Source organism: Ancalomicrobiaceae bacterium S20 (genome assembly GCA_040269895.1).
Classification (GTDB): domain Bacteria; phylum Pseudomonadota; class Alphaproteobacteria; order Rhizobiales; family Ancalomicrobiaceae; genus Methyloraptor; species Methyloraptor flagellatus.
The window spans coordinates 3,946,812-3,970,518 of record CP158568.1; the positions used below are offsets into that span (position 1 = coordinate 3,946,812).

Annotated in this window: 27 protein-coding genes; 24 read left to right on the top strand and 3 right to left on the bottom strand. The window is 69.4% G+C overall.

Annotated features, from left to right (window positions below):
• Positions 1-59: 59 nt before the first annotated feature.
• The 6 genes from rsmI to ABS361_17875 all read left to right on the top strand — a co-directional run bounded on the left by rsmI (position 60) and on the right by ABS361_17875 (position 5,255).
• The gene (gene rsmI, locus ABS361_17850) at positions 60-977 is read left to right on the top strand and encodes a 16S rRNA (cytidine(1402)-2'-O)-methyltransferase (protein XBY43905.1); all 918 of its coding nucleotides are present in this window, start codon (positions 60-62) and stop codon (positions 975-977) included.
• Between the two features lie 103 nt (positions 978-1,080).
• Positions 1,081-1,467 carry a YraN family protein gene (locus tag ABS361_17855; protein XBY43906.1) on the top strand — a complete coding sequence of 129 codons (387 nt, stop codon included), beginning with the start codon at positions 1,081-1,083 and terminating at the stop codon, positions 1,465-1,467.
• A 144-nt stretch (positions 1,468-1,611) separates the two neighbouring features.
• Complete coding sequence (gshB, locus tag ABS361_17860) at positions 1,612-3,912, top strand: glutathione synthase (protein ID XBY43907.1); 2,301 nt, start codon at positions 1,612-1,614, stop codon at positions 3,910-3,912.
• A gap of 4 nt (positions 3,913-3,916) precedes the next feature.
• Positions 3,917-4,231 (top strand): metalloregulator ArsR/SmtB family transcription factor, encoded by a 315-nt coding sequence (locus ABS361_17865; protein XBY43908.1) that lies wholly within the window; start codon positions 3,917-3,919, stop codon positions 4,229-4,231.
• Entirely contained in the window at positions 4,228-4,590 is a 363-nt protein-coding gene (locus ABS361_17870; protein XBY43909.1) for an SRPBCC domain-containing protein, read from the top strand. The genes ABS361_17865 and ABS361_17870 overlap by 4 nt, the downstream gene beginning before the upstream one ends.
• Positions 4,591-4,643: 53 nt before the next feature.
• Positions 4,644-5,255 carry an ATP-dependent Clp protease proteolytic subunit gene (locus ABS361_17875; protein XBY43910.1) on the top strand — a complete coding sequence of 204 codons (612 nt, stop codon included), beginning with the start codon at positions 4,644-4,646 and terminating at the stop codon, positions 5,253-5,255.
• 67 nt (positions 5,256-5,322) lie between these two features.
• Here ABS361_17875 and ABS361_17880 read toward each other — a convergent pair whose 3' ends face one another.
• Both ABS361_17880 and ABS361_17885 read right to left on the bottom strand, forming a co-directional pair.
• The gene (locus ABS361_17880) at positions 5,323-5,964 is read right to left on the bottom strand and encodes a hypothetical protein (protein XBY43911.1); all 642 of its coding nucleotides are present in this window, start codon (positions 5,962-5,964) and stop codon (positions 5,323-5,325) included.
• Positions 5,965-6,108: 144 nt separating this feature from the next.
• Positions 6,109-7,095, bottom strand: coding sequence for a D-glycerate dehydrogenase (locus ABS361_17885; protein XBY43912.1), 987 nt, complete (start codon positions 7,093-7,095; stop codon positions 6,109-6,111).
• A gap of 356 nt (positions 7,096-7,451) precedes the next feature.
• Between ABS361_17885 and ABS361_17890 the strand changes: the two genes are divergently transcribed.
• The 17 genes from ABS361_17890 to ABS361_17970 all read left to right on the top strand — a co-directional run bounded on the left by ABS361_17890 (position 7,452) and on the right by ABS361_17970 (position 21,408).
• The gene (locus tag ABS361_17890; protein XBY43913.1) at positions 7,452-7,973 is read left to right on the top strand and encodes an SH3 domain-containing protein; all 522 of its coding nucleotides are present in this window, start codon (positions 7,452-7,454) and stop codon (positions 7,971-7,973) included.
• A gap of 93 nt (positions 7,974-8,066) precedes the next feature.
• Positions 8,067-8,606, top strand: coding sequence for an N-acetyltransferase family protein (locus tag ABS361_17895; GenBank protein ID XBY43914.1), 540 nt, complete (start codon positions 8,067-8,069; stop codon positions 8,604-8,606).
• 93 nt (positions 8,607-8,699) lie between these two features.
• Positions 8,700-9,224: a MarR family transcriptional regulator gene (locus tag ABS361_17900; protein ID XBY43915.1), complete on the top strand. Its 525-nt coding sequence runs from the start codon at positions 8,700-8,702 to the stop codon at positions 9,222-9,224.
• 101 nt (positions 9,225-9,325) lie between these two features.
• Positions 9,326-9,805 (top strand): tRNA (adenosine(37)-N6)-threonylcarbamoyltransferase complex dimerization subunit type 1 TsaB, encoded by a 480-nt coding sequence (tsaB, locus tag ABS361_17905; GenBank protein ID XBY43916.1) that lies wholly within the window; start codon positions 9,326-9,328, stop codon positions 9,803-9,805.
• The gene (locus ABS361_17910) at positions 9,754-10,113 is read left to right on the top strand and encodes a hypothetical protein (GenBank protein ID XBY43917.1); all 360 of its coding nucleotides are present in this window, start codon (positions 9,754-9,756) and stop codon (positions 10,111-10,113) included. The genes tsaB and ABS361_17910 overlap by 52 nt, the downstream gene beginning before the upstream one ends.
• Entirely contained in the window at positions 10,061-10,564 is a 504-nt protein-coding gene (locus tag ABS361_17915; GenBank protein ID XBY43918.1) for a GNAT family N-acetyltransferase, read from the top strand. The genes ABS361_17910 and ABS361_17915 overlap by 53 nt, the downstream gene beginning before the upstream one ends.
• 125 nt (positions 10,565-10,689) lie before the next feature.
• Positions 10,690-11,115 (top strand): Fur family transcriptional regulator, encoded by a 426-nt coding sequence (locus tag ABS361_17920; protein XBY46934.1) that lies wholly within the window; start codon positions 10,690-10,692, stop codon positions 11,113-11,115.
• Complete coding sequence (locus ABS361_17925; GenBank protein XBY43919.1) at positions 11,112-11,960, top strand: lysophospholipid acyltransferase family protein; 849 nt, start codon at positions 11,112-11,114, stop codon at positions 11,958-11,960. Before ABS361_17920 ends, ABS361_17925 begins: the two co-directional genes overlap by 4 nt.
• A gap of 149 nt (positions 11,961-12,109) precedes the next feature.
• On the top strand, positions 12,110-13,600 hold the full coding sequence (miaB, locus tag ABS361_17930; protein XBY43920.1) for a tRNA (N6-isopentenyl adenosine(37)-C2)-methylthiotransferase MiaB: 1,491 nt from the start codon (positions 12,110-12,112) through the stop codon (positions 13,598-13,600).
• 4 nt (positions 13,601-13,604) lie between these two features.
• A complete protein-coding gene (locus tag ABS361_17935; GenBank protein XBY43921.1) occupies positions 13,605-14,693 on the top strand; it encodes a PhoH family protein in 1,089 nt (362 codons plus the stop codon).
• Positions 14,690-15,256: an rRNA maturation RNase YbeY gene (gene ybeY / locus ABS361_17940; protein XBY43922.1), complete on the top strand. Its 567-nt coding sequence runs from the start codon at positions 14,690-14,692 to the stop codon at positions 15,254-15,256. The genes ABS361_17935 and ybeY overlap by 4 nt, the downstream gene beginning before the upstream one ends.
• A 68-nt stretch (positions 15,257-15,324) precedes the next feature.
• Positions 15,325-16,392: a hemolysin family protein gene (locus tag ABS361_17945; GenBank protein ID XBY43923.1), complete on the top strand. Its 1,068-nt coding sequence runs from the start codon at positions 15,325-15,327 to the stop codon at positions 16,390-16,392.
• A 205-nt stretch (positions 16,393-16,597) separates the two neighbouring features.
• Positions 16,598-18,202, top strand: a complete 1,605-nt coding sequence (lnt, locus tag ABS361_17950; GenBank protein ID XBY43924.1) for an apolipoprotein N-acyltransferase — start codon at positions 16,598-16,600, stop codon at positions 18,200-18,202.
• 204 nt (positions 18,203-18,406) lie between these two features.
• Positions 18,407-18,820 carry a helix-turn-helix transcriptional regulator gene (locus tag ABS361_17955; protein ID XBY43925.1) on the top strand — a complete coding sequence of 138 codons (414 nt, stop codon included), beginning with the start codon at positions 18,407-18,409 and terminating at the stop codon, positions 18,818-18,820.
• Between the two features lie 262 nt (positions 18,821-19,082).
• Positions 19,083-20,276, top strand: a complete 1,194-nt coding sequence (metK, locus tag ABS361_17960) for a methionine adenosyltransferase (protein XBY43926.1) — start codon at positions 19,083-19,085, stop codon at positions 20,274-20,276.
• A gap of 8 nt (positions 20,277-20,284) precedes the next feature.
• The gene (locus ABS361_17965) at positions 20,285-20,992 is read left to right on the top strand and encodes a tRNA (guanine(46)-N(7))-methyltransferase TrmB (GenBank protein XBY43927.1); all 708 of its coding nucleotides are present in this window, start codon (positions 20,285-20,287) and stop codon (positions 20,990-20,992) included.
• Between the two features lie 98 nt (positions 20,993-21,090).
• Entirely contained in the window at positions 21,091-21,408 is a 318-nt protein-coding gene (locus ABS361_17970) for a hypothetical protein (GenBank protein XBY43928.1), read from the top strand.
• 28 nt (positions 21,409-21,436) lie between these two features.
• On the opposite strand, the gene ABS361_17975 is transcribed toward ABS361_17970, so the two are convergent.
• A complete protein-coding gene (locus ABS361_17975; GenBank protein ID XBY43929.1) occupies positions 21,437-22,627 on the bottom strand; it encodes a pyridoxal phosphate-dependent aminotransferase in 1,191 nt (396 codons plus the stop codon).
• Positions 22,628-22,917: 290 nt separating this feature from the next.
• Here ABS361_17975 and ABS361_17980 point away from each other — a divergent pair, with 290 nt between their 5' ends.
• Positions 22,918-23,706 carry a molybdopterin-synthase adenylyltransferase MoeB gene (locus ABS361_17980; protein ID XBY43930.1) on the top strand — a complete coding sequence of 263 codons (789 nt, stop codon included), beginning with the start codon at positions 22,918-22,920 and terminating at the stop codon, positions 23,704-23,706.
• The last annotated feature ends 1 nt before the right edge of the window (position 23,707 follow it).

Below are 23,707 nucleotides of genomic sequence, written 5' to 3' on the forward strand. Positions count from 1 at the left end.
GCGATCTGAAATCACAAGGAATTCCGGCGGAATTCCGATCCGAACGACGAGTTCGCCCCATGTCCGAGCGTTCCCCAGAGCCGACCCGCGCCTTTCATATCGATGCCAACCGATTCGCGGCGCCGCGACTAGATCCGGCGCTCTACGTGGTGGCGACGCCGGTCGGGCATCTGGCCGACGTCACGCTGCGCGCGCTGGAGACGCTCGCCGCCGCCGACCTCATCGCCTGCGAGGATACGCGCGTTACGCGCGTACTCACCGACCGCTACGGCATCCACACGCATCTCGTCTCCTACAACGACCACAACGCGGCCGAGCGGCGGCCGCGGCTGATCGCGGCGATCGCCGAGGGCAAGGCGGTGGCGCTGGTCTCCGACGCCGGGACCCCGCTCGTCTCCGATCCCGGCTTCAAGCTGGTGCAGGAGGTCGCCGCGGCCGGCCACCGTGTGGTGCCGATCCCCGGCGCCTCGGCGATGCTGGCGGCGCTGGTCGCGGCCGGGCTGCCGTCGGACACGTTCCTGTTCGCAGGCTTCCTGCCGGTGAAGCTCGAAGCGCGCCGGCAGCGGATCGAGGAGCTCGCCCCGGTCCGGGCGACGCTGATCTTCTACGAATCGCCGCATCGGCTCGACGAGACGCTCGCCGATCTCGCGACCGTGCTCGGTCCGGATCGACCCGGCGTGGTGGCGCGCGAGCTGACCAAGACCTTCGAAGAGGTCGTGCGCCTGCCGCTCGGCGAGCTCGCCGCCCGCTATGCCGCGACGAAGCCGAAGGGCGAGATCGTGGTGCTGGTCGGCCCGCCGGGCGCGGAGGCGCCGGCGGGGGCCGACGACGTCGATCGGCTGCTCGGCCTCGCCCTGTCGCGCCTACCGCCCGGCAAGGCGGCGGCCGAAGTCGCGCGGCTGACGGGGCAGGACCGCAAGGCGCTCTACGAGCGGGCGCTGGCGCTGAAGCCCGGCGCGGAGGCGCCATCCAAGTAATACGCGGAAGCGCCATCCAAGTGATGCGCGGAGGCGCCGTCCAAGTGAAGCCTGGACACGCCATCGAAGAGAGGACCGCATGCCGCCCCGCTCGCCAGACCGCATGCCCCGTGCCCCGGCGCCACCGTCCGAAGAGCGCCGGCGCGCCTATCGCTGGGGCCTGTCGGCCGAGACGCGCGCGGCCTGGCTGCTGCGCCTGACCGGCCACCGGATCCTGGCGCGGCGGTTCAAGCTGCCGATCGGCGAGATCGACCTGATCGCCCGACGCGGCCGCACGGTCGTCTTCGTCGAGGTCAAGGCGCGCGACAGCCGCGAGGCGGCGATCGAGGCGATCACGCCGAAGGCGCGACGCCGGATCCTCGCCACCGCCGATGCGTGGGTGGCGCGCAATCCCGCCTTCGCCGATCACGACCGCCGCTTCGATCTCGTGCTCGTGCTGCCCGGCCGGCTGCCCGAGCACCTGCGCGACGCGTTCCGCGCCGATGATTGAGCCGGCGCGGAAAGGCAACGGTCGCCCGTCGCCGGCTTCAAGGCCCCGCTCCAGCCGGGCCGGCATTCGCCGGTGCGGCGTTGTCGCCAACAGACCGAAGGGCTAAGAGGGTTCAGCCGTTCGCCCAACCGGGGATGCAAGCCCATGTCGCTCGACGTCGCGGTCCAGATGGACCACATCGCCTCCATCAAGATCCGCGGCGACTCGACCTTCGCCCTGATGCTCGAAGCGCAGGCGCGCGGGCATCGGCTGTTCCACTACACCGCCGAGCGGCTGGGACTCCTGAACGGCACGCTCTACGCGACCGTCGAGCCGGTGACGGTCCGCGACGTCGAGGGCGATCACTTCACGCTCGGCGCGCCCGAGCGCATCGATCTCGGCCGCATGGACGTCGTGCTGATGCGGCAGGATCCGCCGTTCGACATGCATTACGTGACGGCGACGCACCTGCTCGAGCGCATCCATCCGAAGACGCTGGTGGTTAACGATCCGGCGCATGTCCGCAACGCGCCGGAGAAGATTTTCGTCACCGAGTTCCCGGACCTGATGCCGCCGACGCTGATCACGCGCGACCTCGCCGAGATCAAGGCTTTCCGCGCCGAGTACAAGGACATCGTGGTGAAGCCGCTCTACGGCAACGGTGGCGCCGCCGTGTTCCGCGTGCGGCCCGAGGACGAGAACTTCGGCTCGCTGGTCGACCTGTTCGGCACGACCTGGCGCGAACCCTGGGTCGTGCAGCAGTACCTGCCGGCCGTGCGCGACGGCGACAAACGTATCATCCTGGTCGACGGTGTGTTCGCCGGCGCGGTCAACCGCGTGCCGGCGCCGGACGACCTGCGCTCGAACATGGTGCGCGGCGGTCAGGCGGCGGAAACGGAACTCTCCGACCGCGAGCGCGAGATCTGCCACCGGATCGGCCCGGCACTGCGCGAGCGCGGCCTGATCTTCGTCGGCATCGACGTGATCGGCGGCAACCTGACCGAGATCAACGTCACTTCGCCGACCGGCATCCGTGCCGTGCGGCGGCTCGGCGGCCCGGATATCGCCGCCCTCGTCTGGGACCGGATCGAGGCGCCGCCGCGGGCGCCTGAGCACGCGGAGACGGAGGAGGTTCGCATGGATGCGCTGCCGGACGCCGCCGGAACCGGGGCCTCGCCGACCGACGGCGCGCTCCGCCGCGTCGCCGGCCGACTGCGCGCCGTCGCGGCCGTTTTCGCCGCCTTCGCCGGGCTCGGCCTGACGCCGGCCGCCGCCGATCTCCGGATCGCCATCGTGCCGCCGACCGCCGGCGCGCCGTTCTTCGAGCAGATCCGCGACGGCTGCGCCGAGCGCGCCAAGGCGCTCGGCTCGATCGAATGCCTGTTCGTCGAGCCCGGCGTCGACGGCCGGCCGGCCGATCAGGCGGCCGTGCTCACCGGCCTGATCGAAGCCAAGATCGACGGCATCGCGCTGTCGCCGGGACCGCAGCCCGCCGTGGCGGCGGCCATCGCGGCGGCGACCAAGGCCGGCATCGCGGTCGTCACCTTCGATGCCGACCTGCCGAACTCCGGCCGGCGTGCCTTCATCGGTACCAACGCGCGCGACTTCGGCCGCTCGCTCGGCGCCTCGCTGAAGCGCTGGAAGCCGAAGGGCGGCCGGTTCGCGATCCTCAGCGCCGATCCGAAAGCGCCCAACCTCGCCGAGCGCGTCGCCGGCGTGCGCGATGCGCTCGACGCCGGCTGGACCGAGATCCCGTCCTCGCCGCTGATCACCACCGGCGATTTCCGCGACGCGGTGCGCGTGCTCGACGCCACGCTCGGCGCCGAGCCGACGCTCGATGCGATCGTCTCGGTCGGGGCCTGGCCGATGCTCGCCGTCGACGACTGGCGCGAGCTGGTCGCCAAGTACAAGCAGCGCTTCGATCAGGCACAGGTCGTCGTCGTGGTCGCCGACGCGCTGCCGGTGCAGATGGATCTGGTCCGCGAGGGCCTCGGCCATGTGCTGGTCGGCCAGCGGCCGAAGGACATGGGTTCGCGCGCCGTCGATTTGCTGCTCGCGCTGTCGCACGGCAAGCGCGTGCCCGAAATCGTCTATGTCGGCTTCGACACCTACACGCGGCTCGATCTGGTGAAGCCGAAGGACGAAGCCCCGAAGCCGGCCGAGACGGGCGCCCCGACCGTGCTCGCACCGACGTCCCCCGCAACGTCGTCCGCGGCAACACCCGCCCCTCGGCAACGGCTCCCGCCGCGCCGCAGGCGAACCGTCCTGCGGCCGGCGCGGCGCCGGCGCGAGCCGAGCCCGCGATCAGGTCGCCGCAAGGCGGCTGCGCCGCCCCGCGCAACAGCCGGCGCGACCGCAGGCGATCACGCCCTGAGCGCGACGCGCCGGGCCCCGCGGGGCGCCCGGCCCCTTTCGTTTCTCTCTCCGAAATGGCTTGGCAAATCACATAAGTCTGTGCTTATGTGATGTCATGATCGAGAACGACGTCTTCCGTGCCCTCGCCGATCCGACCCGCCGAGCGATTTTCGATCGCCTGGCGGGGGGCGCCATGAACGCGAGCGCGCTACGGCAGGGTCTGGACATCAGCCAGCCGGCCATGTCGCAGCATCTCGCCGTCCTGCGCGACGCCGGTCTGATCCGGCAGGAGCGTGACGGGCGTTTCGTCAACTACGAGGTCGATCCCGACGGCCTGGCACTGATCGCCCAGTGGCTGGCGAAGTACCGCGCCTACTGGCCGGCACGGATCGATGCCCTGAAAGTCTTGCTGAAGGACATGGACCAATGACCGATGCGACGGCCACAGGGCATGACCATGCCGGGGTCGAACTCGAGTACGATCTCGACGCGCCGCCGCAGAAGGTGTGGCGCGCACTCAGCGTGCCCGAACTGCTCGATGCGTGGCTGCCGGGCGGCGCCTTGGCCGAACCAGACCCGGTCACGGTCAGGCCGGGCGAGGAGATCCGCTATCGGATGCGCGAAGAAGGCCCGCCCTTCCTGGAAAGCACGGTGACGTTCCGTATCGCGCCCAATGCGGCCGGCGGCACGCGGCTCAGGATCATCCACGCGCTCGACGATGGCCGCCTGGCCCGTATGACCAGGGCGGCGGCCAACGGCAACAGCCCGGCCCACGCCCTGGCGGCCTGAGGTCGACCCTTCGTCCTCGCCTTCTTTCCTCCTCTGACGATCGGAGTTCGCCGATGCGCGAAGCGATGCAACTCGTCCCAATGGTGGTCGAACAATCGAGCCGCGGCGAACGCTCGTTCGACATCTACTCGCGGCTACTGCGCGAGCGGATCATCTTCCTGAACGGCGAGGTGAACGACACCGTCTCCGCCCTGGTCTGTGCGCAGCTGCTGTTTCTGGAAGCGGAAAACCCGCGCAAGCCGATCAATCTCTATATCAACTCGCCCGGCGGCGTGGTGACCAGCGGTCTGGCGATGTACGACACCATGCGCTACATCCGCGCGCCCGTGCACACGCTGTGCATGGGGACGGCGCGATCGATGGGATCGTTCCTGCTCATGGCCGGCGAGCCGGGCGAACGGGCCGCGCTGCCGAACGCCAGCATCCTGATCCACCAGCCGTCCGGCGGCTTTCAGGGGCAGGCGTCGGACATGCTGATCCACGCCGAAGAAATCAAACGCACCAAACAGCGCATGACGCGGCTCTACGCCGAGCATTGCGGCCGCTCTTACGAGGACTTCGAACACGCGATGGATCGCGACCGGTTCATGACGCCCGAAGAAGCGCTCGAATGGGGCCTGATCGACCGCATCCTGGAGAGCCGCGCCGACGAGCAGGCCGCCTGAAGGCCCGCAAGGGCGCTGCCTGAAGCCGCGTTTCGGCGAACTCGACCGGCCCTCGGCCGGACCCGCCTCATCGCGTCCAGGTCGCGACGATCTGGTTGCCGAAACGCACGGTGGTCACGCCCGCGGTATCGGTGCGGACGTTGAAGCATTTTTCGCGCGGGGAGCCGGTCCAGCGCGAGCAATAGCCTTCGGCGATCACACGCCAGAAGCCGTGGGTGACCGAGCCCTTCTTGCCGATCGGCGTGCGGGTCGACTTGCCGTCGGCGGTGAACACGAGCTTGAAGGCGGCCCCTTCGGGCGAGGTCGAGGTGAACGGCCGGCCGTCGAACCACCCCGTCTTGATCTCCTCGCCGGAGAGCTTTTCCGGCAGCGTCGAGACCTTGTCGCCGGGCTTGACGATCGCCGGCGTCGCCGGCTTCAGCGGCACGGCCGGACCGGCGACGTCGGGGGTCGCGACCTGCGGCGTGGTCGGCGCGACCGGCGCGGGCGCGGTGGCGGTGCCCGGCGCCTTCGGCTGCGGCGTGTTCGGCGCGGCGGGCGTGGCGGCCGGGGCCTTGACCGCCGGCGCCTTCGGGGTGGCGAGGGGCTCGAGCGCGGAAGGCTGCTTGGCCGACGGAGCCTCGAGCGGGATCAGCCCCTTGGGCAGACCCGTCGCCGGGTCCGACTGGGCGAGGCAGGCGCCTGCCCCGGCGACAACCACCAGAGACACCAAAGCGGTCCGGGCGCACGCCCGGCCGGCCGCAACTGCAAATGCCATGGTCCAGCCCCGGTCTTTCCGACTTCCTGTTCCGAACTGCTGTTCGTCCTGTCCGATATCGCCCCGACGCGGGTGGCCTCCCCACGGGGCCGCCGTTCAGAGCATGGACGGCAGCACGCGATCCGGCGGACGGTGGCCGTCCATGTAGGTCTTGATGTTGATGATCACGCGCTCGCCCATGTCGATGCGGCCCTCGACGGTCGCCGAACCCATGTGCGGCAGCAGCACCACGCGCGCAGACTTGGCGAGCTTCGGATTGACCGCCGGCTCGTGCTCGAACACGTCGAGACCGGCTCCGGCCAGTTCATCGGCGTCGAGCATGCGCGCGAGCGCGTTCTCGTCGATGACCTCGCCGCGCGCGGTGTTGACGATGTAAGACTCCGGCCGGATCAGCTTCAGGCGGCGGGCACTGAGCAGGTGATAGGTCGCCGGCGTATGCGGGCAATGGATCGAGATGACGTCCATGCGGGCGATCATCTGGTCCAGGCTCTCCCAATAGGTCGCCTCGAGTTCTTCCTCAACCACGCCCGGCAGGCGGCGGCGGTTGTGATAATGGATCGACATGCCGAACGCCTTGGCGCGGCGGGCGACGGCCTGACCGATCCGGCCCATGCCGACGATGCCGAGGCGCTTGCCCCAGATCCGGTGGCCGAGCATCCAGGTCGGCGACCAGCCCTTCCAGCCGTCGGACTGCATCACCTTGATGCCCTCGGCCATGCGGCGCGGCACGGCGAGGATCAGCGCCATGGTCATGTCGGCGGTGTCTTCGGTCAGCACGCCCGGCGTGTTGGTGACCGTGATGCCGCGATTGAGCGCCGTCTGCACGTCGATGTTGTCGACGCCGTTGCCGTAGTTGGCGACCAGCCGGAGCTGCGGCCCGGCCTGACTGAGCACGGCGGCATCGAGATGGTCGGTGACGGTCGGCACGAGCACCTCGGCGGTCTTCACCGCCTCGACCAGCTCGGCCTGTGTCATGGGTTTGTCTTCGATGTTCAGCCGGGCGTCGAACAGCTCCCGCATGCGGGTCTCGATCACGTCCGGCAGCCGGCGCGTGACGACCACCAACGGCTTCGACTTCGGCATGGACAGACGCTCCCACTTCCCTTCGTGACGGTCACGCGTCGGCTCTCCGGGGCCTCGCGCCACCTGCGGCCCGCGCAGTGTAGCGATCGAGAGACACCGTCCGGATGACGGACCGGCCGTTCAATTGTCGTTAACCCCACCGCTTCCAGAGTCGGACCGGTTGCGGCATGGTCCCGTCCCTCTGTACCAGAAGCCCGGCAAATGACAATTCGCCGGAATTCCGCCCGGACCCGGCCTTTCGTCGCGTGCCGGGCCCGCGTCGCCCGGAAACCGCCCGCCGGGCCGGCAATCAGGGGCCGCCGACCGCGGCATTCGTTCCGGTTCGCCGCCGGCTTGCGTCAAGGATCCTGCTCGACATGCTGAATGCCCTCGCTCGCTATGCGCTGATCGCAATGCTCGCCGTCGGTTCCGGTGCGAGCCCCGCCTCGGCGCAGGGCATCCAGCGCGGCCCGAGCGGCTATCCGTTGCCGCGCTTCGCGAGCATCAAATCCTTCCCCGTCAATGTCCGGCAGGGGCCGAGCCGCGATCACGACGTCGCTTGGACCTTCATGCGGGCGGGCGTGCCGGTCGAGATCACGCAGGAATACGACATCTGGTTCCGGATCCGCGATTCCGAGGGTCAGGAGGGCTGGGTGCAGAAGACGCTGCTGTCGGGCCGGCGCACCGCGCTGATCACGCCCTGGGAGAAGGGTCCGAACGCCCCGGTGCGCGACAAGCCGGATCAGGCGGCGCGCGTCACCGCCTATCTGGAACCGATGGTGCTGGTCGATGTCGCCGAGTGCAACGGCACCTGGTGCCGGATCGCCGTCGAAGGGATCAAGGGCTGGATCGACCAGACCAAGGTCTGGGGCGTCTATCCGGGCGAAAAGGTCGAGTGACGCGGTCGCGGCCCCCTTGCGAGCGCGTCACGACCCACATAGGATACGAACGTCTCTTATCGTAGACGATCCTTCTCCGACCGCGGACATACCATGACCCAGGCCTCGAGCCCTGCCGCTTCTCGGATCATCATCCGCGACGCCACCGACGCCGATCTCGCCACCGTGCGCGACATCTACAACGACGCCGTGGTGAACACGACGGCGATCTGGAACGAGCGCGTCGTCGACCTCGCCGACCGGATCGCCTGGGCCGAGGCGCGCCGCAAGCTCGGCTATCCGGTGCTGGTCGCCGAGGTCGAGGGGGTGGTCGCGGGCTATGCGAGCTTCGGCGATTTTCGCGCCTTTGAAGGCTATCGTCACACGGCCGAGCATTCGATCTACGTCGGAAGCGCGTTCCGCCGGCGCGGACTGGCGGAGAAGCTGCTCGCCGCGCTGGAGATCCGCGCGATCGGCTGCGGCAAGCATGTGCTGGTCGGCGGCATCGAGGCCGGCAACCACGGTTCGATCGCGCTGCATACCAAGGCCGGCTACGTCGAGGTCGGCCGCATGCCCGAGGTCGGGCGCAAGTTCGACCGCTGGCTCGACCTCGTGTTCATGCAGAAGATCCTGCCCGCGACCATCACCGTGTGACAGCCGCGGGGAACGAGGCCGTTGCCCAAAATCGGCGCAAGACCGGGGATTTGCCGCATTGCGAAATGCCGGTCCGCAATCTATGCATAGGACATGCATGAGCGTCTGACCGCCAATCGCCTCGCCGCGCTCGCCACCGCCCTCGACGACGCCATGACGGCGGAGACCGACGGGCTGTCGGAGAGCGCCGTCGCCGCCCTGCTGGTGGTCCGCCGGTCGGAACCGGTGCCGATCCAGGACATCGCCCGCACGATCGGGCTGACCCATTCCGCGACCGTGCGGCTGATCGACCGGCTCGAAGAAGGCTGGCTGGTCCGGCGCCTGTCGCGCAAGGGCCGCGAGGTCTCGGTGGAGACCACCGCACGCGGCAAGCGCCGCGCGAGCCAGCTCCAGGATCGGCGGATCGGCGCCGCCGACGCGCTGATCGGCGCGCTCGACGAGGAGGAGCGCGCGCTGCTCGCCGGTCTGATCGATCGCATGCTCGAAGTGCCCGTCGACGGCCGCGCCCGTGCCGAACGCATCTGCCGGCTCTGCGACCACGGCGTCTGCCGCGGCGCCGACTGCCCGGTCGACGCGGCGGCCGACCGCATGGACGCCGCCAAGTCCGGCGCGGCCTGAGCGGATCCCCAGCCAGGCTTCCGCCTTTCGGGGAAAGACCGAGGCACGCGGCCCTGCCACCGCTCGACAGACAGCCCGCCCGCGGTCTAAGACGCCTGCCCATGCTGGTTCTCGCCCTCGATACCGCCCTCGATGCCTGCGCTTGCGCCGTTCTCGACCACGGCGCCGCGCTGGCGCGCGTCACGGCCGAGACGGACGTCATCGGGCGCGGCCACGCCGAACGGCTGATGGACCTGATCGCGGCGACGCTCGACCGGGCGGGGGTCGCGCTGACCGCTATCGACCGTTTCGCGGTCAGCGTGGGACCGGGCAGCTTCACCGGCATCCGCGTCGGCGTTGCGGTCGCCCGCGGCTTCGCGGTCGCGACCGGCCGGCCTGTGTCGGCATTTCATCGCTGGAAGCGCTCGGCGCGGACGGCCGGGCGGCCCTGCCGGGCCGGGCGATTCTCGCGGCGATCGATGCCCGGCGCGGCGAGGTCTACGCCCAGGCTTTTTCGGCCGACGGCACCGCGCTCTCCGACCCCGCCGCCATGGCGATCCCGGCCGCGGCGGCGCTCGCGACCGCCCATGGCGCGGCGCTGATCGGTTCGGGCACAGGACTGTTGCGCGGCGAAAATCCCGCGCTCGCCATCGCGGCCGAGCGGGCGTTTCCCGCCATCGAGACGATCGCGCGCCTTGCCGCCGAGCGCCCCGACCTGCATCTGCCGCCGAAGCCGTTCTACCTGCGCGCCGCCGACGCCAAGCCGCAGGAAGGGTTCCGCATCGCGCGCGTGGCCGGAGCGGCATCGCCCGATGCCGGCACAGGCGCGAGCGGCGCGGAGCGCGAAGGGGCGTCGCATGAGCGCGTCCGGATGGCTCTGGTGGTGGCCGGCGACGCCGGTCGTCTATGAGGCCGCGCAGCCGGGCGACGCGGCGCGGCTCGCCGAGATCCATGCCGGCTCGTTCGCACACGAGTGGAGCGAGCCCGAGATCTCGAATTTCCTCACCGATCCGACGGTCTTCGGCATCGTGGCGCGCCGCGCCAACGCGTTCGGCACCAAGAGCGCGATCGCCTTCGGCCTGTTCCGCCACCTCGGCGACGAGGCCGAGGTGCTGACCATCGCGGTCGACCCGCGCTACCGGACGCGCGGTCACGGTCGCGGCGTGCTCGACGCCGCGATCCGCAGGCTCTATCGCGACCGGGCGGAGGCGCTGTTCCTCGAGGTCGACGCGGAGAATACCCCGGCCCTGGCGCTCTACCGCCGGCTCGGCTTCCGGCAGGTCGGCGAACGCAAGGGCTATTACGCACGTCCCGATGCGCCGCCCGCGACCGCGCTTGTCATGCGCGCCGATCTTCGCTAAGCCGCGACCATTCCAGATCCAACGGCGAGGCCCGCCCCTTGAGTGCCGGCGACACCGCCCATAGCGACAAGACCCGCCGGGACGGGCTCGAGCGCAGCCTCGAGGACCTGTGCACCGACCAGGGCATGCGCATGACCGACCAGCGTCGGGTGATCGCGCGCGTCATCGCCGAGGCGACCGACCACCCGGACGTCGAGGAGCTGCATCGCCGCGCCGCGCAGGTCGACCGGCGTATCTCGATCTCGACCGTCTATCGGACCGTCAAGCTGTTCGAGGACGCCGGCATGATCGAGCGCCACGATTTTCGCGACGGCCGCTCGCGCTATGAGACCGTGCAGGACGAGCACCACGACCATCTGATCGACCTGCGCTCCGGCCGCGTCATCGAGTTCCGCAACGAGGACATCGAAAAGCTGCAGGAGTTCATCGCCCGCGAGCTCGGCTTTCGGCTGGTCGATCACCGGCTCGAACTCTACGGCGTGCCGCTCGGCGACGACGAGGCCCCCGCCGCGCCGCGCGACCCCGGCGATCCGGACGAGCGGACCCGATGATCCCGAAGCTGCGCGCCTATTTCGCCCTCGCCTGGCTCGCGGCGATCACGGTCGTGGCGCTGCCCTTGCAGATCATCGCTGTCAAATTCGGCTGGGGCATCGCGAAGTCGCTGCCGGTCTGGTGGCACGGCAAGGCCTTGCGCGCCGCCGGGCTCGCGGTGCGCGTCACCGGCGCGCCGGCGCGCGAACGGCCGCTGATGATCGTCGCCAATCATGCGTCGTGGGCGGACATCTCGGTGATCGCGAGCCTGATGCCGTGTTCGTTCGTGGCCAAGTCGGAGGTTGCGACCTGGCCGCTGTTCGGTCTCTTCGCCAAGCTGCAGCGCTGCATTTTCGTCGAGCGCGCCCGGCGCTCCAAGACGGCCGAGACCGCGGCCGAGATGGCCGACCGGCTGTCGGACGGCGACGCGATCGTGCTGTTTCCGGAAGGCACCTCGTCGGACGGCAACCGCGTGCTGCCGTTCCGCTCGGCGCTGATCGGCGCGGCGCATGCCGCGATCTCCCGTGGCGGCCACGAGCGGGTCCATGTGCAGGCCATGTCGGTCGCCTACACACGGCTCGGCGGCCTGCCGATGAGCCGCAGCGAGCGGCCGCTCGTCTCCTGGTTCGGCGACATGGAACTGCCGGGCCACCTGTGGGGCGTGTTCCTGAAGGGGCCGATCGACGTCGAGGTCCGGTTCGGCGAGCCGATCCCGGTCGACGGCACCACCGACCGCAAGGTGCTGACGCAGACCCTCGAACTCCAGGTCCGCGCCATGACCATGGCCGCGCTGCATGGCCGGCCGCTGCCGCATGGCGGCCTGCCGGCACCGGCCGAGCCGCGGGCTCTGGCGATCGTGCGCTGATCCGGCCGCACGCACGGCGCGCGTCCGTCGCAGCCGTGTCGTGAGCCGGCGCTATTCTCTCCGACGCCGATCCGCGCTAGAGATGCGAAAATCGAGGCGGAGGGCGGCCGGCCGCACGCACGGCGCCGTCGAACGAGGTTGTCCAGCCGGTGAGCGGAATTCGCAAAGTCCACGTCAAGACCTACGGCTGCCAGATGAACGTCTACGACAGCGATCGTATGACGGACGCGTTGGCGCCGGAGGGCTACGTCGAGACCGACAACATCGACGAGGCCGATCTCGTCATCCTGAACACCTGCCACATCCGCGAGAAGGCGGCCGAGAAGGTCTATTCCGAGCTCGGCCGCCTGCGCGTGATGAAGCAGGAGCGCGCCGCGCGCGGCGATAGCCTCATGGTCGGCGTCGCGGGTTGCGTCGCCCAGGCCGAGGGCAAGGAGATCGTCCGCCGCGCGCCCGTGGTCGACATAGTGTTCGGCCCGCAGAGCTATCACCTCTTGCCCGATCTGGTCGCCAAGGCGAAGGCCGGCCGCGTGGTCGAGACCGAGTTCCCGGTCGAGGACAAGTTCGAGCACCTGCCGGCGCCGACGCGCGAGAAGACCATCGCGCGCGGCGTCACCTCGTTCCTGACCGTGCAGGAAGGCTGCGACAAGTTCTGCGCCTTCTGCGTCGTGCCCTACACGCGCGGCGCGGAAGTGTCGCGCCCGGCGGCGCAGATCATCGCCGAGGCGGAACGGCTGGCCGGGGCCGGCGTGCGCGAGGTGACGCTGCTCGGGCAGAACGTCAATGCCTACCACGGGGCCGATCACGGCGAGGGCTGGTCCGCCGAGACGGGCGGCCGCGACTGGAACCTCGCGCGGCTCCTCACGCGCCTCGCTGAGATCCCCGGCCTCGACCGGCTGCGCTACACGACCAGCCACCCGCGCGACATGGACGACGAGCTGATCGCCGCGCATCGCGACCTGCCGCAGCTGATGCCCTACCTGCATTTGCCGGTGCAGTCCGGCTCGGACCGCATCCTCGCGGCGATGAACCGCAAGCACGATGCCGCCGACTACCTGCGCCTGATCGAGCGGATCCGCGCGGCGCGGCCGGACATCGCGCTGTCGGGCGACTTCATCGTCGGCTTTCCGGGCGAGACGGAAGAGGACTTCCGCGACACGCTCCGGATCATCGACGAGGTCGGCTACGCCTCGGCCTTCTCGTTCAAATATTCGCCGCGGCCGGGCACGCCGGCGGCGACCGCGACGGACCAGGTTCCGGAGCCGGTCAAGACCGAGCGGCTCGCCCGCCTGCAAGAAGTGCTGGATGCTCGAACGAAGGCCTTCAACGAATCGCGAAACGGCATGATCATGGACGTGCTGTTCGAAAAGCCCGGCCGCAAGCCGGGACAGATCGTCGGCCGTTCGCCCTGGCTCCAGCCGGTCCAGGTCGATGCGCCGACCGAGATGATCGGCACCATCGCGCGGGTGCGCATCGAGGCGATCGGAACCTTCAGTCTCTTCGGAGCTTTGGTTTCGACTGCCGGGGCGGTCGTCGCCGGGGATACCGGCGCGGCGGCCAGGGGGGCCTCCGGCCTTCCGACGACCGCGCACCCGGCCAATGTTCACCCCGCCCTCGGGGCGGGTGCGGGAGGATCGTGAAGGCATGAAGGTGCCCGGGGCCAAGACTACCTCCGTGCCGGCATTTCCGGCGGTCGCTCACGCCTCGGACCTGACCCATGTGGTCCTGGCCTTCGACGACAATCGTCTGGTCGGGGATCTCTACGGGCAGTTCGACCAGAACCTCGCCGAGATCGAGCGCCGCCTCGGCGTCGCGGCGATCGCGCGCGGCAACCAGGTCACCATCAAGGGGCCGCATCTGGCCTGCGAGCAGGCGCGACAGGTGCTGGAAGGCCTCTACGACCGCCTGCAGAAGGGCGAGGACGTGCACCCGGGCGACGTCGATGGCGCGATCCGCATCGCCGAGACCGATACGGCGCAACTGCCGCTGCCGACGCTCGAATCGAAGGCGCGTTTCGCGCCGGCGCAGATTTCCACGCGCCGCAAGACGGTCGTCGCGCGCACGGCGGCGCAGGATGCCTATATCCGGGCCATGGACCGCGCCGATCTCGTGTTCGGCATCGGTCCGGCCGGCACGGGCAAGACCTATCTCGCGGTCGCCTATGCCGCCGCGCTGATCGAGCGCGGCGACGCCAGCCGCCTGATCCTGTCGCGGCCGGCGGTCGAAGCGGGCGAGCGGCTCGGCTTCCTGCCCGGCGACATGAAGGAGAAGGTCGATCCCTATCTCCGCCCGCTCTACGACGCGCTCTACGACATGATGCCGGCCGAGAAGGTCGAGCGCGGCCTGCAGTCGGGCATGATCGAGGTGGCGCCGCTCGCCTTCATGCGCGGCCGCACGCTCGCCAACGCCGTGGTGCTGCTCGACGAAGCGCAGAACACCACGACGATGCAGATGAAGATGTTCCTGACCCGCCTCGGCGAGAACTCGAAGATGATCGTCACCGGCGATCCGACGCAGGTCGACCTGCCGCCGGGCCAGAAGTCGGGGCTCGTCGACAGTCTCGAGGTGCTGCACGACGTGCAGGGCATCATCCGGGTGAACTTCACCGACAAGGACGTGGTGCGCCACGAGCTGGTCGCCCGCATCGTCAAGGCCTACGACGACACCTCGCGCGAACGGCTCGCCGGCCGCAACGACGGCGGTCAGCCGCTCGCGGGGACGGGACGGCCGTGAGCCCGCAAGGTCAGAGTGCCGCGCCGGCGGCGTTCCCGCCGGCAGCCGTCGCGATCGATGTCGCGGTCGAGGCGGACGCGTGGACCGCCGGTCCGCTCGGAACCGAAGCCGACCTGACGCGTCTTCTGGAAACCGCGGTCTCGGCGGCCGTCGCCGTCGGCGAGCTGGATCTGCCGGAGGCGGCGGAACTGTCGGTGGTGCTGACGGACGACGCACGGATCCGGGTGCTGAACAAGACCTGGCGCGGCCTCGACAAGCCGACCAACGTGCTGTCCTTCCCGGGCTCCGACGAGGACGACGAGGAGATCGGGCCGCTGCTCGGCGACATCGTCGTCGCCTACGAGACGACCGCGCGCGAGGCCGAGACCGAGGCCAAGCGGCTCGGCGACCACCTCACTCACTTGGTCGTGCACGGGCTGCTGCATCTTTTCGGCTATGATCACATCGACGACGACGAGGCCGAGGAGATGGAGGCGCTCGAGACCGAGATCCTCGCAGCCATCGGCATCGACGACCCTTACGCCGATCTGGAGCCGGGGCACCGGCCGATCGACGCGGACTGAGGGCCTGCCATCGCGACCTCGGGCCGCCGACCGCAAGGGCCGGCGGCGAGCAACAAACGAACGGAACCATGAGCGACACACATTCTTCGAGTACCGGCACCGCGGGTTCGACCGCCGGAGGCGATGCCTCTGTCACCGTCGAGGCCCGCGGCGACAGCGAAGGCCGATCTAGCGAGAGCTGGATCGATCGATTGATGATGGCGGTCGGACTGAAACAGTCGGCCGCCGCGCTCCGGGACAATCTCGAAACCGCTCTGGAGAACGCCACCCCCGGCGAGGGGGGCTTCTCGGCCGAAGAGCGGGCCATGATCCGCAACATTCTCCACCTGCGCGAAACGCGCGTGGAGGACATCATGATCGCGCGGTCCTCGATCGCGGCGGTCGCGGCGGATGTCACGCTGACCGAACTGATGATCGCCTTCCATGCCTCCGGCCACAGCCGGATGCCGATCTATCGCGAGACGCTCGACGACGCGATCGGCATGGTCCACATCCGCGATCTCATGTCCTTCATCGCCGCGCAGGCGACCGTGCCGGCCTCTCGGGTCGAGACGCGCGACCGCGAGGCGGCCGGCATCGCGCTGACCCAGGTCGATCTCTCGCAACGGCTCGATCAGACCGATCTCGTCCGGCCCGTGCTGTTCGTGCCGGCCTCGATGCCGGCGACTGACCTGCTCGCCCGCATGCAGCAGAACCGTATCCAGATCGCGCTCGTCATCGACGAGTTCGGCGGCGTCGACGGGCTCGTCAGCCTGGAGGACATCGTCGAGACCGTCGTCGGCGACATCGAGGACGAGCACGACATCGAGGAGGCGATGATCGCCGCCGACGAGGACGGCCATTGGATCGCCGATGCGCGCGTCGAGCTCGACGAGGCGGCCGAGGCGCTCGGGCTCGATCTCGCGACGCTGGCGGTCGACGAGGACGTCGAGACGCTCGGCGGCCTGGTCGTCGCGCTGTTCGGCCGCGTGCCGACGGTCGGCGAACGGCTGGAGAGCGAGCGGTTGCCGACACTCGCCTTCGAGATCATCGACGCCGATCGCCGGCGGCTGAAGCGCCTCGGCATCCGCCGCCGCGACACGGCCGAGGCGGACACGGCTCCCTCGATACCGCCGCGGCCGCTCGGGACGGTTTGACCGCCGGCGCGGTCGGACCGGTTTTGACGACCTGACATGGCCGGAACGGCGCGTTCCAAGGCCCGGAACGGTCATCGTCGCGCGTGCCGGCAGCCGTCGTTCCGCCGCAGTCTTGACGTTGGTGTCCGCGCCGTCGGAACTGTGACCGACCACCGGAACCGGCCGATTCGCCGCGGAGGACGATGCTCGGAGTCTTGCCCATCGCGTGGTGCTGGCGTGGGGCTGGCGACGCGCCGGCCTCGCGATCGGCGCGGGTGCGCTCGCCGCGGGCGCCATGGCGCCGCTCAATGCCTTCCCCGTGCTCTGGATCGCGCTGCCCGTTCTGGTCTGGCTCGTCGATGGTTCGGTCGAGGTGCGCGCCTCCGGTGCGCTCGCGCGCGTCTGGCCGGCGTTCCGGACCGGCTGGCAGTTCGGCTTCGGCTACTTTCTGGCAGGCCTGTGGTGGATCGGCGCGGCGATGACCGTCGATCTCGCCCAGTTCGGCTGGATGATCCCGATCGCCGTGCCCGGCCTCGCGGCGGGGCTCGCGATCTTCTTCGGCCTCGGCGTGGTGATCGCGCGGATCGGCTGGACCGAGAGCCCATGGCGCATCGTCGCACTGGCGATCGGGCTGTCGCTGTCGGAATTCCTGCGCGGCGTCGTGCTGACCGGCTTTCCCTGGAATGCGCTCGGCTATGGGCTCGCGGCCAATGTGCCGATGATGCAGATCGGCGCCGTCGTTGGCCTGCCGGGCATGACCTTTCTCGCCGCGCTGCTGTTCGCCGCCCCGGCCGCGCTCGCCGATCGCGGCGGCCGGCGGTTCTTCATCGGCTGCGCGGTGCTGTTCGGGCTGGTGGTCGGGTTCGGCTTCCTGCGGCTCGCCATGGTCGCGGGCACGCCGGCGGCCGGCGATGTCGCGGGCGTCAAGCTCCGGATCATGCAGCCGTCGGTCGACCAGTGGAAGAAGTGGCGGCCGGACTACCGCGAAGAGATCGTCGCACGCTATCTGGCGCTGTCGTCCGGCAAGGCTGTCGACGACAAGGCCGGGGTCGCGGTGCCCGCCGGCACGGGGCTCGACGGCATCACGCATCTGATCTGGCCCGAATCAGCCTTCCCGTTCCTGCTCATGAACGAGCCGGCGGCGCTGGCGTCGATCGCGCAGCTGATCGGCGACAAGACGACACTGATCACCGGCGCGATCCGTGCCGCGCCGCCGGGGCCGGGCGAGACGACCACGCGCTACTACAATTCGGTGTTCGCGATCGGCGCCAACGCCTCGATCCTCGGCGCCTACGACAAGGTCCATCTGGTGCCGTTCGGCGAATACCTGCCGTTCCAGGAGACGCTGGAGTCCTACGGCATTCGCCAGCTCACGCACCTGCGCGGCGGCTTCAGCGCGGGATCGGCGGTACAGACGCTGCGTGTGCCCGGCACGCCGCCCTTCAGCGCCCTGGTCTGCTACGAGGCGATCTTCCCGGGCGCGATCGTGGACGAAGCCGACCGGCCGGAGTGGCTGGTCAATGTCACCAATGATGGCTGGTTCGGCCTGACGCCGGGGCCGTGGCAGCACCTCCAGCAGGCGCGGCTGCGCGCCGTCGAGGAAGGATTGCCGCTCGTTCGCGCCGCTAACACTGGAATATCAGCAGTTGTCGATGCTTTCGGGCATATCCGGGCCACACTGTCCTTGGGTGAAGCTGGAGTCCTCGACGCGGCTCTCCCCGCCGCTGCCCCGCGGACACCTTATTCCCGATATGGCAATTGGGTATTCCTGACGATGATCATAGTGGCAACAACGCTGGTGTCGTTCAGAGCAATTAAACTTTTCCGATAGTCCGTCGTTGACTTCCGCCTTGTGAGAGCATCATGATCACCTCGCGGAAAACCACGGAGGTGACGAGCGAATCGACCGATTTGCGGCGTTTCGGCCTTTCGCATACTCTATCACAAGATGTAGCGGGAGCATCCTATCCGTGTAGCCGCCTCCCTGCGTGAACGAACGCGAGGAGAAGACAGAACGAAGCAAAGGCACAAAATCATGGCCAGTAAAAAATCCCCGAATCCCATCGACATACACGTCGGCAGCCGCGTCCGGCTGCGCCGCATGATGCTCGGCATGAGCCAAGAAAAGCTCGGCGAGCATCTCGGCATCACGTTCCAGCAGATTCAGAAGTACGAGAAGGGCACCAACCGCATCGGCGCGAGCCGCCTGCAGGCGATCGCCCGCGTGTTGAGCGTTCCGGTCGCCTTCTTCTTCGAAGACGCACCCGGCCTGCCGCCGGTGGCCGGCAACCAGGGCTTCGACGAGCCGCAGCAGACGTCCTACGTCGTGGACTTCCTGTCCAGCGCCGAGGGCCTGTCGCTCAACAAGTCCTTCGTCCGCATCAAGGATCCGAAAGTGCGCCGCAAGGTCGTCGATCTCGTCCGGACGCTCGCCGGCGAGGAAGACTGAGCCGCGCGGATCCCGCCCATGGCCGAAACGGATCGAGGCACCGCCGATCGGGCGGTGCCTCTTCCTTTTCGTGCAACAGATCTGCGTACGTTGTTTGTATGACGTTTCGACGATAGAAGGGCGTCCCGAGGAATGTTGTTCCAGGCCGACAGTCGGAGTCGTTACAGAGCCGCCTTGACCCGGTTTCTTGTCGGCTGCTAGAGGTGACGGCCCTCGGAAGTCCTCCGTGGGCATCCGAAATTCCGAGCGGAGGCTCAATTCCGTGGCGCGCCCGTCTTACCTTTTCACCAGTGAATCCGTTTCCGAAGGCCATCCGGACAAGGTTTGCGACCGCATCTCCGACGAGGTCGTCGATGCGTTCTTCCGCATCGGACCGGAGCTCGGCTGGGATCCGGCGCATCTGCGCGTCGCCTGCGAGACGCTCGCGACCACCAACCGCGTGGTGATCGCCGGTGAGACCCGTGGTCCGGCCCAGATCACCAAGGATCTGGTCGCCCATCTCGCCCGTCTCGCCATCCGCGACATCGGCTACGAGCAGGACGGCTTCCACTGGGAAACGGCCTCGATCGACGTGCACTTGCACGCGCAGTCGGCCCACATCGCGCAGGGCGTCGATGCGGCCGGCAACAAGGATGAAGGCGCCGGCGACCAGGGCATCATGTTCGGCTACGCCTGCCGCGAGACGCCGGAGCTGATGCCGGCGCCGATCTACTATTCGCACAAGATCCTCAAGCTCCTCGCCGAGGTCCGCAAGTCGGGCAAGGAGAGCGCGCTCGAGCCCGACGCCAAGAGCCAGGTCACCGTCGCCTACGAGAACGGCAAGCCGGTCCGCGCGACCCAGATCGTGGTGTCGACCCAGCACGCCGTGGGCCTCTCCTCCGCCGAGGTCGCCGAGATCGTCAAGCCCTATGCCACCGCCGCCCTGCCCGAGGGCTGGGTCGACGACAAGACGGTCTGGCACATCAACCCGACCGGCAAGTTCGAGATCGGTGGCCCGGACGGCGACTGCGGCCTGACCGGCCGCAAGATCATCGTCGACACCTACGGCGGCGCGGCGCCGCACGGCGGCGGCGCCTTTTCGGGCAAGGATCCGACCAAGGTCGACCGTTCGGCGGCCTATGCCGCGCGCTATCTGGCCAAGAACGTGGTCGCGGCCGATCTCGCCGACCGGGCGACGATCCAGCTCGCCTACGCGATCGGCGTCTCCGATCCGCTGGCGATCTATGTCGACCTGCACGGCACCGGCAGGGTCGAGGAAGCCAAGCTCGAAAAGGCGCTGCGCGAGGTGATGAGCCTGACGCCGCGCGGCATCCGCACGCACCTCGACCTCAACAAGCCGATCTATGCGCGCACCTCGTCCTACGGCCATTTCGGCCGCGCGGCCGAGGCGGACGGCGGTTTCTCCTGGGAGAAGATCGATCTCGTCCACGCGCTGCGCACCGCGGTCGGCGTCTGAGACGACGCATGAGCGGGAGCAACGACGGTTCGGCCGAACGCGCCGCCGCCTTCTACGGCCGGCGCAAGGGCAAAGCGCTCCGGCCGGGCCATGCCTCGCTCATGGACGACCTGTTGCCGCGGCTCGCGATCGTTCTCGCGAGCCCGGCGCCCGCTCGTCTCAGCGGCCTGTTCTCCGCGCCGGTCGACGAAGTCTGGATGGAGAGCGGCTTCGGCGGCGGCGAACACCTGATCGCGACCGCCGAGGCGAACCCGTCCGTCGGCTTCATCGGCGCCGAGCCCTTCGTCAACGGCATGGCCAAGGCGCTCGCCGCGATCGACGACCGCGATCTCGGCGAGCGCATCCGCCTGCACCATTTCGACAGCGTGCCGCTGCTCGACTGGCTGCCGGATGCCTCGCTCGGCCGCTTCTACCTGCTCTATCCCGATCCCTGGCCGAAGACGCGGCACTGGAAGCGCCGCTTCGTCGGCCGGGACAATCTCGACCGCATCGCGCGCGTGCTGCGCCCGGGCGCCGAGTTCCGTTTCGCCAGCGACTGGGCGCACTACGTCGACTGGACGCTGCGCCACATTCTCGCGCACCCGGCCTTCGAGTGGACGGCCACGACCTCGGCCGACTGGAAGGAGCCCTGGGCCGGCTGGCCGGGCACGCGCTACGAGGCGAAGGCGATCCGCGAAGGCCGCACACCGGCCTACATCATCGCGCGCCGGCGCTGAGCCGGGATTCCGGCCCGGAGCGATCGATCGGCACCCACGGACGGAACACCCGCCCGGCGCCTTCGTTGCCCCTCTCGCAACAGACGAGGAGGCACCTCATGGGCCGCGAACCGGATCTCGACGAAGCGACCGAGCTCTACGGCACGAAGCCGCAACGAAGCGCCGAGGTGGCGCCGGCGGATCGCGTCCTGCTCGATTCCGATCTCGGCCATGAGGACGATCACGGCATCACGCTGCCGGAGGCGCTCGCCTATGACGAGCTCGAAGGCGCCGATGTCGGAGCGCGGCCGGTCAGCGAAATCACGGCCAAGCCCGACCCGGGCACGCCGGACGAGACGATCGACGGCCTCGACCCGACCGAAGAGGCGGTGCGGCGAGAAGCCGAGGACCGGCCGGTCGGGTTCCGGGACGACTGACGGGATCGTCGCGGGCTTTTGCCCTTGCTCAGGCCGCTGCCGCAAGCCGGCGTTCGACGAAGCGGCGGATACGGCGCGCGCCCTCGGCGATGCGTTCGTCGGCGGCGGCAAAGGACAGGCGCACGAAGTCGCGCGCGGTCGGGCTGAAGGCCGAGCCGTCGAGCACCGAGACCTTCTCCTCGGCCCATAGCGCCTCGGCGAAGCCGGCGCCGTCGAGCCCGGTGCCGGAGACGTCGATCATCGCGAACATGCCGGCCTGCGGCGACAGCACCGCGAGGCCGCGGACCCGGCCGAGCTCGCCGACCATGATGTCGCGGCGGCGGCGGTAGAGCGCGGTCATCTCGGCCGGCGCGTCGGCCGCGCTCGTCAGCGCCGCGAGCGCGCCCTCCTGGATGAAGCCGGGCAGGCCATAGAGCATCGCCTGCGCGACCAGCAGGGCGTCCTTGATCAGCGCCGGCGGCGCGACCATCCAGCCCATGCGCCAGCCGGTCATGGCGTGGCTCTTCGACAGGCTCGACACGGTCACGGTGCGGCCGCGCGCGGCCGCAACCGACGCCATGGGCACGAACGTGCCCTCGAACACCAGATCGGCATAGACCTCGTCGACCACGATCCAGAGATCGTGACGCACCGCGATGTCGGCGATCGACTCCAGTTCGGCGCGGGTCAGCACGCCGCCGGTCGGATTGTTCGGATTGGCGAAGACGATCGCGCGGGTCTCCGGCCGGATCGCGGCCTCCAGCGCGGCCGCATCGAAGGCGAAGCCGCGCTCCGGCGGCGACACGACATAGTCGATCACCGCGCCGGTCCATTCGATCGTGGCCGGGTAGGTCACGTAGGCCGGCTCGATCACCGCGACCCGGTCGCCGGGGTCGAGCAGGCAGGCGGCCGCGAAGAACAGCGCGTTCTGGGCGCCGGAGGTGATCATCACGTTCCGCTCGGCGACCACTTCGCCCGTGCGCGCCTCGTGGCGGCGGGCGATCTCGGCGCGCAACTGCGGGCGGCCGCCGGACGGCGTGTAATGGGTATCGCCGGCATCGATGGCGGCCTTGGCGGCGGCGGCCACGGCCTCCGGCGAGCGGCAATCCGGATCGCCGACCGACAGGATCACCGTGTCCTCGCCGCGTCGCTCGGCCGCGATCGCCTGCTCGTGGATGCGCCAGGCATGCGCACCACGGCCGGAAACGCGATGAACGAGCGCGGACGCATGACGCGGCATGGAGGACTCCCGGATTGTCGAGGAACGAGATCTTATTGAACGATCGTACGACAAGTGCGCCAAGTCAACCCCGGCGCGCCGAGACCGAGCTCTGCGCGGCCGGCCGGTCCGGGGCAAATCCCGCCGCGAGCGAACCGCTCCGAGCAAAAAGACTAGCCTGACCAGGAGCAAGAGAACGGCATCTGGTCCGATCGGATACCGTGGTTGCGCCGCACGACCGGGCGTACCGGCCTTGCGCGGCGCCGCGCTCGTCCCCACAAAGGCGGGCGACACTGCCGGAGGCCCGCGCCTTGCTCTCGTCCGACGAACTGGAACGCTACGCCCGCCACATCGTGCTCAAGGATCTCGGCGGTCCGGGGCAGCAGAAGCTCAAGGCCGCGCGCGTGCTGGTGATCGGCGCGGGCGGGCTCGGCGCGCCGGCGATCCTCTACCTCGCGGCGGCAGGAATCGGCACGATCGGCATCGTCGACGACGACACGGTGTCCCTGTCCAATCTGCAGCGGCAGGTGATCCATGCGACCGCCGACGTCGGCCGGCCGAAGGTCGACAGCGCCGCCGACCATGTCGGACGCATCAACCCGCATGTGACAGTCGAGACCCACGCCGTGCGGCTCGGTCCCGCCAATGTCGGGGCCCTGGTCGCGGCCTATGATCTGGTGATCGACGGCTCGGACAATTTCGAGACGCGCTACACGGTCTCGGACGCGTGCTTTCACGCCAAGAAACCGCTCGTGACCGCCGCCGTGTCCGAATACGACGGCTCGCTCACCACCCTGCTGCCGCACATGACCGACGCGGAAGGCCGGCCGAACCCGACCTATCGCTGCCTGTTCCCGGAGGCGCCGCCGGCCGGACTGGTGCCGTCCTGCGCCGTCGCCGGCATCCTCGGGGCGCTGGTCGGGGTGATGGGGTCGTTGCAGGCGCTGGAAGCGCTGAAGCTGATCGCCGGGATCGGCGAGCCGCTGGTCGGGCGCCTCCTGCTGATCGACGCCCGATCGATGCGGTTCGAGACGATCGGCTATCGCTGGAACCCGCGCAATCCCTTGAACGGCGCGAGCTCCCAAGGGGTCGAGGCGTGAG